The organism is Pseudomonas sp. GL-B-19, assembly GCF_019956415.1.
Taxonomy (GTDB): domain Bacteria; phylum Pseudomonadota; class Gammaproteobacteria; order Pseudomonadales; family Pseudomonadaceae; genus Aquipseudomonas.
In genome coordinates, this window is record NZ_JAHBDK010000020.1 from 228,766 (window position 1) to 241,064 (window position 12,299).

At 55.7% G+C, this 12,299-nt stretch carries 9 protein-coding genes; 4 read left to right on the forward strand and 5 right to left on the reverse strand.

The features are described 5' to 3' along the window. Positions 1–48: 48 nt before the first annotated feature. Positions 49–1,236, forward strand: coding sequence for a pyridoxal phosphate-dependent aminotransferase (locus tag KGB06_RS07790; RefSeq protein ID WP_223513511.1), 1,188 nt, complete (start codon positions 49–51; stop codon positions 1,234–1,236). Between the two features lie 127 nt (positions 1,237–1,363). On the opposite strand, the gene KGB06_RS07795 is transcribed toward KGB06_RS07790, so the two are convergent. The 5 genes from KGB06_RS07795 to KGB06_RS07815 form a co-directional block, all read right to left on the reverse strand. Next, positions 1,364–2,341 carry a 2-hydroxyacid dehydrogenase gene (locus KGB06_RS07795; protein ID WP_223513513.1) on the reverse strand — a complete coding sequence of 326 codons (978 nt, stop codon included), beginning with the start codon at positions 2,339–2,341 and terminating at the stop codon, positions 1,364–1,366. Positions 2,342–2,362: 21 nt separating this feature from the next. After that, the gene (locus tag KGB06_RS07800; protein ID WP_223513526.1) at positions 2,363–3,661 is read right to left on the reverse strand and encodes an MFS transporter; all 1,299 of its coding nucleotides are present in this window, start codon (positions 3,659–3,661) and stop codon (positions 2,363–2,365) included. A gap of 70 nt (positions 3,662–3,731) precedes the next feature. Continuing rightward, a complete protein-coding gene (locus KGB06_RS07805; protein ID WP_223513529.1) occupies positions 3,732–4,709 on the reverse strand; it encodes a sugar kinase in 978 nt (325 codons plus the stop codon). Further along, a complete protein-coding gene (locus tag KGB06_RS07810; RefSeq protein ID WP_223513532.1) occupies positions 4,702–5,484 on the reverse strand; it encodes a sugar phosphate isomerase/epimerase family protein in 783 nt (260 codons plus the stop codon). The genes KGB06_RS07805 and KGB06_RS07810 overlap by 8 nt, the downstream gene beginning before the upstream one ends. 171 nt (positions 5,485–5,655) lie before the next feature. After that, positions 5,656–6,681, reverse strand: a complete 1,026-nt coding sequence (locus KGB06_RS07815; protein ID WP_223513535.1) for a LacI family DNA-binding transcriptional regulator — start codon at positions 6,679–6,681, stop codon at positions 5,656–5,658. Between the two features lie 230 nt (positions 6,682–6,911). On the opposite strand from KGB06_RS07815, the gene KGB06_RS07820 reads away from it, so the two are divergent. From KGB06_RS07820 to KGB06_RS07830, 3 genes are all read left to right on the forward strand, one after another. Beyond that, the gene (locus KGB06_RS07820) at positions 6,912–7,730 is read left to right on the forward strand and encodes a hypothetical protein (protein WP_223513537.1); all 819 of its coding nucleotides are present in this window, start codon (positions 6,912–6,914) and stop codon (positions 7,728–7,730) included. Positions 7,731–7,822: 92 nt separating this feature from the next. Next, on the forward strand, positions 7,823–9,817 hold the full coding sequence (locus KGB06_RS07825; protein WP_223513540.1) for a hypothetical protein: 1,995 nt from the start codon (positions 7,823–7,825) through the stop codon (positions 9,815–9,817). 227 nt (positions 9,818–10,044) lie between these two features. Further along, a complete protein-coding gene (locus KGB06_RS07830) occupies positions 10,045–12,294 on the forward strand; it encodes an autotransporter outer membrane beta-barrel domain-containing protein (RefSeq protein WP_223513543.1) in 2,250 nt (749 codons plus the stop codon). Positions 12,295–12,299: the final 5 nt, after the last annotated feature.

Consider the following 12,299-nt stretch of genomic DNA (forward strand, 5'->3'; position numbering starts at 1 on the left):
TTTGAGATAGGGTGATGGCTGGGAGTCCGCGCACGACAGGAGAATCACATGCGCTATTCAGCCTTGACCAAACGAATTGCCGGAGACGGAGCGGCAGCCTGGCAGATTCATGACCGAGCGCTGGAAATGCGCGAGCAGGGTGTCGATGTCTTGCTGCTGTCGATTGGTGATCCAGACTTCGACACGCCACAACCCATTGTCCAGGCCGCCATCGACAGCTTGCAGGCCGGCGACACCCATTACCCGGAGGTGCGCGGCAGTCGAGGGTTGCGCAGCAGCATTGCGCGGCGCCATCGCCAGCGCAGTGGTCAGGGCGTGGACGCTGACCATGTCATTGTGTTTCCGGGGGCGCAATGCGCGGTGTACTCGGTCGCGCAATGCCTGCTCGATCCGGGCGATGAAGTGATCGTCGCCGAGCCGATGTACGTGACCTATGAGGGCGTGTTCGGCGCCTGCGCCGCCAAAGTGGTGCCGGTCGCGGTGCGTCCGGAGAACGGCTTTCGTGTCGATCCGGCGGATGTCGCGGCACTGATTACCCCGAGAACCCGGGTCATCCTGCTCAACAGTCCGAACAATCCGTCCGGCGCCAGTTTGCCGCTACACACTTGGCAAGCGCTCGCCGAATTGTGCCTGCGCCATGACCTGTGGCTGATCAGCGATGAGGTCTACAGCGACCTGTTGTTCGAGGGCGAGCACACCAGCCCGGCGAGTCTGCCGGGCATGGCCGAGCGCACGGCGACCATCAACAGCTTGTCCAAGTCCCACGCCATGAGCGGTTGGCGGGTCGGCTGGGTGATTGGCCCGAAAGCCATGGCCGAGCATCTGGTAAATCTGTCGTTGTGCATGCTGTTCGGGATTCCGGACTTCATTCAGAACGCGGCGCAATTGGCGCTGGATCAAAACCTGCCGGAAGTGGCGTTGATGCGCGAGGAATATCGCCAGCGCCGGGATCTGGTGTGCGCGCGGTTGAGCGGTTGTCCCGGCATCAGGCCTGTCCGGCCAGATGGCGGGATGTTTGTGATGGTTGATGTACGCCAGACCGGGCTGGGTGCCCAGGGGTTTGCCGAGCGGTTGCTGGAGGGCTATGGCGTATCAGTGCTGGCGGGGGAGGCGTTCGGGCCGAGCGCGGCGGGGCATATCCGGATAGGGTTGGTGGTGGATCAGGTGCAACTGGCGGATGCGTGTCGAAGAATCGCGTTATGTGCGGCGGATCTTCTCGATGCGCGCCGGGCCTGAAAATTTGCGCTGAGTTTGATGGCCCTTTCGCGAGCAGGCTCGCTCCCACATTGGATTTTGTGAACGCCACAGGTCCAGTGTGGGAGCGAGCCTGCTAGCGAAGGCGGATTAACAAACGCTGATTAACTCAGCCTTGCCACGCCGATGCATTCACCAAATTCTTCGGCCGCTTTCCAGCCAACGCCATCAGCAAATTATCCACCGCGCACGTGGCCATCGCCTCTCGCGTCTCATGCGTCGCCGACCCCATGTGCGGCGTCGCCACCACGTTGTTCAACGTCAACAGCGGTGAATCCGGGTCCAGCGGCTCACGCTCAAACACATCCAGCCCCGCACCCCGAATCTGCCCCGCGCGCAATGCTTCGATCAGCGCCGCTTCGTCCACCACCTTGCCCCGGGAAATGTTGATGAAAATGCTCTCCGGGCGCATCAAGGCGAACTCTTCAGCGCCGATCAACCCTTCGGTTTCAGCCGTCAGCGGTAAGGTCAGGCAAATGAAATCCGCCTGCTGCAACAACTCCGGCAGGCTTCTGTACTGCGCATTGAAACGCTGTTCCACCGCCGGTTTCGCCGAATGGCTGTGATAGATCACCGGCATGCCAAACCCGAAATGCCCGCGCTGCGCCAAGGCTTCGCCGATGCGTCCCATGCCGATGATGCCCAGCGTCTTGCCATGCACATCGGTGCCGAAATGCGCCGGGCCGATGTTGCGTTTCCACTGGCCGCTGCGAACCATGTTCGCCAGTTCCACCACACGCCGGGCGGTCGCCAGAATCAGTGCGAAACCGGTGTCCGCGGTCGTTTCAGTCAGCACGTCGGGGGTGTTGCTGAGCAGGATGCGGCGCTCGGTGAGGTAATCGATGTCGTAGTTGTCGACGCCGACGGAGACGCTGGCGATGGCTTCGAGATTCGGCGCAAGGTCCAACAACTCCGCGTCCAGTTTCAGACTCGCCCCGAGCAAGCCGTGGGCGCGGGGCAGGGCCTCACGCAATTGCGCGAGGCCCTCCGGGTTGAGGTTGTCGATCAGCGTCACCTCGGTGTGCTCATGCAGGCGAGCCATGAGCAGCGGCGAGAGTTTCTTGTACAGCACAACCTGCTTTTTCATCGTCATGTTCTCAATTTCAATTCAAGGGTGAGCAGTCGCTGGACGTTGCGCAGCTGCCTTTTCCACAACCCGGTCACTGGCACCGGGCTTGAGGAAAATCGTCAGCACTACCGAGAGCATCAACGCGCCGCTCATCAGCAAATACGAAGCGCCCGGCGATCCGGTGCTGCTGTTCAAGTAGCCCACCAGATATGAGCCGCCAAACGAACCCAGCGCGCCCATGCTGTTGATTAGCGCCATGGCGCCCCCGGCGACATTGGCCGGAAGAATCTCCGGGATGATCGCGAAAAACGGCCCGTAAGGCGCATACATGCAGGCGCCGGCAATCACCAGCAGGGTGTAGGACCACCAGAAATGTTCGGCGCCCAACGCGTAAGAGCCGTAGAACGCGATGGAGGCGATCAGCAGCGGCGGCCAGACGAAGCGTTTGCGCTTCTGCAATTTGTCCGAGCCCCAGGACACCAGCAGCATGCCAATCACGGCGGCCAGATACGGCAACGCCGACAGCCAACCCGCCTCGATCATGTCCATCTGCGCGCCGGCCTTGAGGATCGACGGCAGCCACAACACGAAACCGTAAACCCCAATGCTCCAGCAGAAAAACTGCAAGGCGAGGATGATCACTTTCGGCGAGCGAAAGGCTTCGGCGTAGTTCTTCACCGCTTTGATGCCGACCTGTTCGGCGGCGAGGGCGCTTTCCAGGTCCTGCTTCTCTTGATCGCTGAGCCACGTGGCTTGTGCCGGACGGTCATCGGCCAGCCGCCACCAGATAAACGCCCAGAGTACCGCCGGCAACCCTTCGATGATGAACATCCAGCGCCAGCTGAAATGCTGCACCAGATAACCCGACACCACCGACATCCAGAGCATGGTCACCGGGTTGCCGAGGATCAGGAAGGTGTTGGCGCGCGAGCGTTCGGCACGGGTAAACCAGTGACACAGATAGATCAGCATCGCCGGCATGACCGCGGCTTCGACCACGCCGAGCATGAAGCGGATGACGATTAGCCAGTAGGCGTTGGAGACGATCCCGGTCAGCGTCGCGAGGCCGCCCCAGAGAATCAGGCTGACGAAAATCAGCTTCTTGACGCTGTGCTTCTGCGCATAAATCGCGCCCGGCACCTGAAAGAAAAAGTAACCGAGAAAGAACAGCGCGCCGAGCATCGACGACAGGCCGGGCGTGATCATCAGGTCGGCGGCCATGCCCGAGGCAGCGGCGAACCCGTAGTTGGCGCGATCTAGATACGCCAGGCTATAGGTGATGAACACGATGGGCATGATGTACCACCAGCGGCGGGTGGGGAGTGAAGCTGTTTTCATGATGGTGCTCCTGAGCTTGTTGTTTTTGTCGCAGCAGGTAACGGTTTAAATCTTTAGTGACTGCAAGCTCCTACAGGTCCTGTAGGAGCAGAGCTTGCTGGCGATTGACGCCCTCAAATTCAGCGGACATTTCGAACCGGGTCGGCAAACCCTCCATATCCCCCCGACTCCGCACCGCACGGCTACCAATCCAGTTGGCCCGCCGCACCGCATCGGCAACGGTTTGGTTTTCCAGCAGCGCGCTGATCATGCCGACGGCAAAACCATCACCAGCGCCGACCGTATCGACCACGGTTGCCACCGGCACACCGGCGACAAATCCCTGATCTACAGGTGTGCGGTAATACGCGCCCTGCGGGCCCAGCTTGATCGCCACCGCTTCAGCACCGAGATCAAGGTAAAACGCCGCAATATCCGCCGGGTCTTCAAAACCGGTCAGCAAGCGACCTTCACTCAACCCCGGCAGCACCCAATGGGCGAGGGCGGCGAGGCGGTTTACCTCGGTGATCATCAACCGCTCGCTGGCCCATAGACTTGGGCGCAGGTTCGGGTCGAACGACACACTGCGCCCGGCATGGCGCATGCGCGTCATCAGTTCGACAGACATCTCCCGAGCAGACGCAGACAACGCTGGCGGAATGCCGGTGGCGTGCAAGTGCCGGGCATTGAGAAGTTGCGGGGTAATCGACTGCACCGACAAATGACTGGCCGCCGAACCGCGACGGAAATATTCAACCGCCGGATCGCTGCCATCGTCAGTGCGGGACTTGAGCTGAAACCCGGTCGGGTGCGCCGGGTCGATGGCGATATGGCTGCAATCCAGACCTTCTTTGCGCAGCGTGTCTACGACAAACCGCCCCAACGAATCGGCGCCCACCCGGCTCAACCACGCCACGTTGAATCCAAGTCGTGAAAGGCCAATCGCTACGTTGCTGTCCGCCCCGGCAATACGTTTGTGGAACTGGCCGACGTCGGCCAGATCACCGCTTTGCTCGGCGACAAACATCGCCATGGTCTCGCCGAACGACAGGATATCGAACTCAGACATGCGCACTCTCCAACCGGTGTTGACCAAGGTGGGCGAGGGTGGCGACGTGCTCGCGGGTCAATTGCACCAGGTCATCGCCTTGCAGCGGGTATTCCGCCGCCCGCATAACGCCTTGGGTCATGTGGCGCAACAGTTGTTCCCACAGTTGCACGTCGCTGGGCGTCGGCGCGATCGCGACCAGCTTGCCGTCGGCACGGCGTGTCACCGCTTTGCAGTGCACGTAACCGACATGCCGACCGAGCAGCCGTGCGGCGCTGGCGGCGGACTGGTCTTGCCATTGCCAGTTGCCGATGTCGAAGGTCATTTTGATTGGCAACCGTTGTTGCTCGACCTCGCCGAAGAAGCGTTGAAACGGTTCGATTCGGCCGCCGTGCAAGGTCTGGTCGTTTTCCACCAGCAACTGCACCGGGCTCTGAGCAAGGACGCGGCTCAATGCCTGCAGATCATTGTTGTCGGTGAAGTAACCCAGGGACACTTTCAGCCATTTGGCGCCGAACGTTTGGGCACGCTCAAGCGTGGTGAACAGTTCGGGATTGGGTTTGGACTGACCGGCCAGCCACAGTTCCATCGGGGCGGAGTAGATGCATTCCAGATCTTGGGATCGGCTGTCGTCAGCCAGTTGCAGCGGGTTTTCATCCGTCAGCAACTCTTCGCGCCATTCAATTTGCGTGGCACCGGCAGCGGCCAATATGTCGATAAAACTGCCTTGGCCGCGTTGGCGCACGAGGTCCGCGCCGTAGCTGGACAGGCTGATGGAAACGGGTGGTTTATTCATTGTTTTATACCTCTGAAACCGGTTTCATTTTTGTTCAAAAAAATGGCTAGCTGAATGATGTGGTGTTCTTCAGGGCCTCTTCGCGGGCAAGCCCGCTCCTACATTGTTATGCATTCAACTGTAGGAGCGGCGGTGCGACGATTCGACTTGCCCGCGAAGAGGCCGTAAAATTCACTGAAGATTCCCAAGGGTCGACCCCCGCACAATCAACCGCGCCGAAAAATCCAGGGTCCGCACCGCCCCGACATCCCCGCGCAACCGCTTGAGCAAACACTCAAACGCGCTCGCACCAATGTCTTCCGTCGGCTGAGCAAGCGCGGTAATCCCGCTGCCCACCAACGGATACCAATCCAGATCATCCAATGCGATCAGCCCCACGTCCGCAAACAGATTGCATTGCAATTCACGCAGCGAATGAGTGCTGGCCAGCGCGGCAATGCCATTGGCACAGAACAAGGCTTTCGGGCCCGGGCCGGGAGTGTTCAAGAATGTTTTCAACTGCGTGGTCAGCTCACTGCCCGTCTCGATCACCGCACCTTTGAATGCCGGGCGCTGCGCGATCTGCGCCTTGAAACTGCTCACCCGCTCGATCCGCGCGCTGGTGCCGTCAAGCGGTTCGGTCACCATCAGCACATCGCGATAACCGCGTTCCTGCAAATGGGCCAGCGCCATATCCACCGCCGCCGGGTTGTCCAGCCCGACCAGGTCGCTCTCCAACTGTTCGACCTTGCGATCCACCAGCACCATCGGCATTTCGCGGTGCAGCACGCGCAGCTCGTCGCGGTGATGACCCAGGGTGTTCACGATCAAACCTTCGATGTTGTATGAGCGCAGCAACGCCAGGTGCTGACGTTCCTGCTCGTCATCGCGGTCGGTGTTGCACACCACCAGGCTGTAGCCGTGTTGACGGCAAGCGGTTTCCACCCCGTGCATTACGGCAATCGAATAAGGGTTACGGATATCGGCCACCAGCATGCCGATCAGGCGGGTACGCCCGCGTTTCAGACCGCGGGCCATCTGGTTCGGGCGATAGCCGAGTTCGGCAATTGACTGCTCGATGCGAAGGGCAGTGGCATCGGAGAGCAGGGCGCGGTCGTCGCCGATGAAGCGCGAAACGCTGGCCTTGGAGACGCCGGCGTGTTCGGCGACGTCGAGCATGGTGACGCGGCTGCGCTGGGCGGCGGAGAAGTCTGTCACGGTGGTTGAACCTTATTATTGGTGGTGGTTGTGAAACCGGTTTCAGAAAACAACATTCCCACGGATGCGTCAAGTCGCAAATGTAGGGAGATGAGGGCGTGTTCCGACGAACGGTGGCTTCACCTGTCAGATATGACAGTAGCCAGCCTTGCTCACGCGGCGCTTAATTTACTTAACCCATGACACCTACCCGACGAACAATGCGCTACGGCCCGATGAGGATTTGTTAGATGCCTTCCCGCCAACCGCTTACTTACGATCCGCCGAAAGTAATTGGCGTCGCCGATCCTGACGTTGATCCGGCGGGACACATCCCTTTTGAGTTACTGGCCCTGGGGATTGATGTAGTTGTTCCGCTTTGGGATAACCCCGCCAAAGAGGACGGAGAACGGGACATCCTGCGTGTTTTTTTTGAACAACCTGGCCAGCCCCAAGTAAAGATTGAAAATACTTATTATCCGCCAGATATAAAGCCAGAGTTCATTATCCATATCGGGCCGGAGTATTTGAAAATTAACGGCCCCGGTAATTTGTGGTATGAACAACTTAATACCGCTGATAATCCGGCCAAGTCTTTTCATCGAACACTGACCGTCGATCATTCGCCAATCATTAAGGACCTTCCTGAGGTCGGTTTTCCCGACGCGAACGGTTGGGGATATATCAATTGCCAGACTGATCCGCCAATGTGGGATGGAATTAAAGTAAAAATTCCACCGCTCAAGGGGTTTGAAGTGGGAGATCGGTGTGAAATTGTATGGCGTGCTTATGCGAGCCTGAATGGTAGCAGTATCCAGTTTCGGCGGGCTTATAAAAAAATCAAGCGCGTTGCTATAAGTGATCAAGATGTCAAGGAAGGGTTTGTGGTGCTGGTTGAGCCCTATGATGTGCATATAAAGCCTATGGAGAATAACGCTTCCGCCGTAGTCAATTACATCATGTATCGCGGCAGCAAAAAGCTAGGGCAGTCGATTCCAGGGCTGGTGAGAGTAGACAGGGTTATAGCGGGTAATGGTCTATGTGGACCTGGTTCACGCAAGCATAAGTGAATGTCGAAGTAGAGTGAATAGTTGCGCACGGAGTCGACGGCTCATTGCCTGGTTCGTTGCGCTATCGATGCTGATAGAAGGAGATTATATAAATGAACGCAAAGGTTGAACTTGGCAATCGGACACGAGCAGCATTCCTGCGACAACAAAATTCCAGAGTTGAAGGTTTGCTTGCGGATCCCCCACCAGCGTCTACCATTACACAACAAACGCTGTTGCCTGATTTACGGATACCAATAGAACATTTGGTAGCGCCGTTGGAGTACACCATTCCAAAGCCAACGGCTGAAGCTGCAGGAGACCTCATACAGCTGTTTATCCGTGTGAAGGATGCTCCTGATTGGGTTGAGCTTCAGGAGTTTATAGCGCTTGATGACGATATTTCTGGTCGGCAATGGCCATTACCACTTTTAATTCCGGTAGGTTTTCTAATAGAAGAAACTAAGGAAGAACCCCCAACCGAATATGAGTTGCAGTATGTTTATTGGGCTGGCGGCACGAATAATGGGGATTCGCTTATCACCACTTTCGCGGTGGATAAAACTGCTCCATATAAAATAAAAGTTTCAGGCACAAACCTAACGCCAGCCGCGCCTACGTGGCCTGCAGATCTGGGGCCGACTGTCCCGATCGATGAGGATTCTCTCGCCAAGTATCAAGATGGAGTCCCCGTCAAAGCGGCTACTTACGGTAATTACCATGCAACAGACAGGGTGAAATTTTTCTGGGGGGTAGCGCCTGATACGGAGCGTGATGAGCCAGTGTTTGAGGGAGTATTGCCCGTATCCCTTGAAGTGAAGATCCCCACTGATGTATTCCGGAACGGGGATGAGGGTAGTAATTCGCTTGTCTATGTAGTGACCGATCTTGCTGGTAACAAAGGCAAAAGATCAAATGCCAGCACGCGGAATGTTGTGTTTTTGCCGGGAATTGATCCATCGACGGTACTTCCGCCAGTTATTCCCCTGGCGAATGGTGTTGGTGGCGATGATTTAATTGATCTCGCCGACAGCCAAATGACAACAGTCGTAGTTCAGGTGCCCAAGCCTAGTGCGCCTAAAGACTCTATTGTTATCTATTGGGGCGAACAACAAATTAGTCCAGAGCAAGAGGTCGGGACTAGCACGGAGCTGACCTTTACTATTCCGTACGATGATATAAAAAGTGATTATGGCAACACCGATGGGGAGGAGACAACGAAAGTTAGCTATAAAATGTTTCGCACTGGCAAAGGCGAAATTGCCACGAATTTTAAAAATATAAAAGTTGATATTTCATATATTGGTCCTGATCCGATTCTGATTGGCCTTGATCCTCCGACGCTTAAAACCACAAAAGGCAATGATGATGAAATATTGGAAGAGGATTATGGTGATAACGGCATCAAGGTCTCGATTAAACTCTTCGCAACCCCCCCTACAGAGGAAGGGTGGCTGATAGATGTTTTTTATGATGATATCAAGGTTGGCGCGACCATTCCGTTAACGACGGACCAGGAAGGCACAACGCTGAGCGTCGACCTTCCATGGCAGACTGTGCTTGCTCAGCAAAGCGGAACCAAGGTTTTACGCTATGTGTTGTTTACAGTAACCGGTAATAACCCAACCCGCTCTCGTACAAAAGATATCATTGTTGAAGAATTCCCAATCGAAATGGCCAAGCCTGAAGTATTAAAGTTGGCAGGGCCGGCAAAGCTTATTGGCTGTTCTACCTTGAACTTTGGATCTGGAGGGGACGGTAACTCCAGGCGAAACCTGCAAGTACGTATTTCTAAAAACAAATTCACTGTGGATAAAGAAACCATTACGTTGACGTGGAAAGGAGAAACCTCCGATACCCCCCCGACACCCATTGAAACTACCGCTACGCATGACATAGATGGCGAGTTTCCTGATGAAGGCGTAGTTATTGAAATAGGTACTTATTTGACCCACTTCAGACCATTGCATGGTGTGGATGGAGTGCTTACCTATTCCATTACCCGCGACGGAGGTGCTGATACACCAGAATCTCTACCTGCGACCCATCGCGTATTTTTAACAAACAGTGAGTTGCAGTATTGCGAAGAGGTGGACCCTTTACCCTGAAATCTTGGTGTTACAACAATGCGGCAGGCTATAACGCCTGCCGCATTATTATACCGTAATACTAATCTGTACTTAGCCTACATGTGGAGCGATTTTACCCGCGTAAAAAAAAGGATTAATCCTACAGAACTTTGTGCAGCGTCCAGATAGCCTAGCGACCCTCAAAAAGCAGGCTTGCTCGTGTTCGAGTGCGCCAGCCAAGTGCTATATCAAGGTAGGTGTAAATTATGCGAGGCAAATCTTCATCCATTCTCAAGCAACCGTCGCGGCGAGTATTACTGTGCCCTTCGTTATTGGCACTGTTTACTTCGTTTTCAACGGCGGCGCCTGTCGTTGGAGGAAACGAAACAGTCAATGGCGGCACACCGGAAACCTGGTCCCTGAGCCAAAATGCCACGCTGACGGTCAATGCCAAAACATTAGGCATCACCTCTAATAATTCAACACTTAACGTAAATCCCGGCGGTGTCACGCAACAGATTTCTGCCAATAATGGCTCGAGCGTCAACTTGAAAGGCGCAACCGTAACGGGTGTTGGCGGTCTTGCCGCGGTGCTGTTGAGCAATAGTAATGCTGTAATCGATAACAGCACGGTTAACGGTAACCGACTCGGGTTGCAGGTCGTTAGAAACTCTGCCACTCAGACGGGCTCAACCGCTGTCGTGACCGGTAACAGCACCATCAGCGGCGTATTGGGCGGCGCGTTGGTCAGTGCTTTCAGTACACTTGATGTCACCGATTCCACCATTCAGGGGACCGGCGCGACCAGTTATGGGTTGCAGTTGCAGAGTGGGCACGCAAACGCGACCAACAGCACCATTGTCGGTGGGCAAAACGGTGTACTCATCGGACTTGACCCAAATGAGGTCCAACCCGCTGTACTCAACCTTACAAACACGACTGTCCAGGGAACAAGCGGTCCGGCAATTCTGGTGGATTTCGCCAATGCCTCTACGTCCACAGCTGCCATCACGCTTAACAACTCACGGTTAATTGCAGGAAACGACACCTTGCTGGATGTAAGAGGCGGTGCCGACACAACCATGGTGGTCAATGGCAGCACCTTGTCCGGCAATATCGTGTCTGACCAGAACAGTACGACTCGGCTGACGCTGCAAAATGATTCGGTGTTAACAGGTCGATTGGAAAACGTGGCCAGTGCAACCATTAACGACAGATCCAAATGGGTGTTGGTGGATAACAGCCAGGTTGAAAATCTGATTCTCAATAATGGCGGTTCTGTTGTTTTCGGTGCGGATAACGCGTTCTATCAATTGAATGTCACCAACCTCTCGGGCGATGGCCGGTTTGTGATGGGCACAGATTTCGCCACCGGGCAGACCGATCGGCTGGTTGTGTCGGGAAATGCCAGTGGGAACCATGAGTTGCTGATTTCCAGCAGCGGTGTGGACCCGGCAGCTGGCCAGCCTATTCGTGTGGTCGAAACCGCCGGTGGTGATGCCCGATTCTCTTTGTTCAATGGTGCAGTCGACCTGGGGGCCTTTTCCTATGGGCTGGCGAAAAGTGGTAATGACTGGATCCTCGATCCGACTACCCGGACGGTCAGCCCGGGCGCGCGCTCGGTGCTCGCACTCTTCAATACCGCCTCAACGGTTTGGTTAGGCGAGCTGACATCTTTACGCTCCCGCATGGGGGAACTGCGATACAGAAGTGGTAGCGCGGGCGCTTGGGGTCGTACGTATGGCAACAAGTACAATATCGCCGATGGCTCGGGTGTCGGTTATCAGCAAACCCAGCAAGGTTTCACATTGGGCGCAGACGCACCGTTACCCATCGGGGACGGTCATTGGCTGATAGGCGTGATGGCGGGGCAAAGCAAATCCGACCTGAACCTGGACGCCGGCACCTCGGGAGATGTGCAGAGCTACTATCTGGGTACCTATTTGACCTGGATTGATCCAGTAACCGGTCTCTATTTCGACGGTGTCCTGAAGGTCAATCGTTTTCGCAATGAAGCGAAAGTCAGTTTGAGCGATGGCACCCGAGCCAAAGGCGACTATGACAATACGGGGCTGGGTGGTTCGGTGGAGGTCGGGAAACATATAACCTTCGCCAACGGAAACTTCCTTGAACCCTTCACCCAATGGTCTGCGGTGGTCATTGAAGGCAAGAACTATTCCCTGGATAACGATTTACAGGCCGAAGGTGATCGTACCCGTTCCTTTATCGGTAAGGTCGGCGTGACCGCTGGGCGAAATATCGAGTTGAAGAATGGCGCTATGATTCAGCCCTACCTGCGGGCAGCATGGGCTCACGAGTTTTCCAAAAACAATGAGGTTCAGGTTAACAACAACGTGTTTAATAATGATTTGTCCGGTTCTCGTGCCGAGCTAGGTACAGGGGTTGCTGTGGCTGTGACCAAAAAATTACATATGCATGTTGACTTCGACTACAGCAACGGTAAAAATTTCGAGCAGCCTTACGGGGGAAGCGTTGGCGTTCAATATGAGTTTTAAATAAT

What these genes read in the sequence shown, in the direction of transcription:
- KGB06_RS07790 (WP_223513511.1), top strand. Translation starts at nt 49, where the DNA reads ATGCGCTATTCAGCCTTGACCAAACGAATTGCCGGAGACGGAGCGGCA.
- KGB06_RS07795 (WP_223513513.1), bottom strand. Translation starts at nt 2,341, where the DNA reads ATGAAAAAGCAGGTTGTGCTGTACAAGAAACTCTCGCCGCTGCTCATG.
- KGB06_RS07800 (WP_223513526.1), bottom strand. Translation starts at nt 3,661, where the DNA reads ATGAAAACAGCTTCACTCCCCACCCGCCGCTGGTGGTACATCATGCCC.
- KGB06_RS07805 (WP_223513529.1), bottom strand. Translation starts at nt 4,709, where the DNA reads ATGTCTGAGTTCGATATCCTGTCGTTCGGCGAGACCATGGCGATGTTT.
- KGB06_RS07810 (WP_223513532.1), bottom strand. Translation starts at nt 5,484, where the DNA reads ATGAATAAACCACCCGTTTCCATCAGCCTGTCCAGCTACGGCGCGGAC.
- KGB06_RS07820 (WP_223513537.1), top strand. Translation starts at nt 6,912, where the DNA reads ATGCCTTCCCGCCAACCGCTTACTTACGATCCGCCGAAAGTAATTGGC.
- KGB06_RS07825 (WP_223513540.1), top strand. Translation starts at nt 7,823, where the DNA reads ATGAACGCAAAGGTTGAACTTGGCAATCGGACACGAGCAGCATTCCTG.
- KGB06_RS07830 (WP_223513543.1), top strand. Translation starts at nt 10,045, where the DNA reads ATGCGAGGCAAATCTTCATCCATTCTCAAGCAACCGTCGCGGCGAGTA.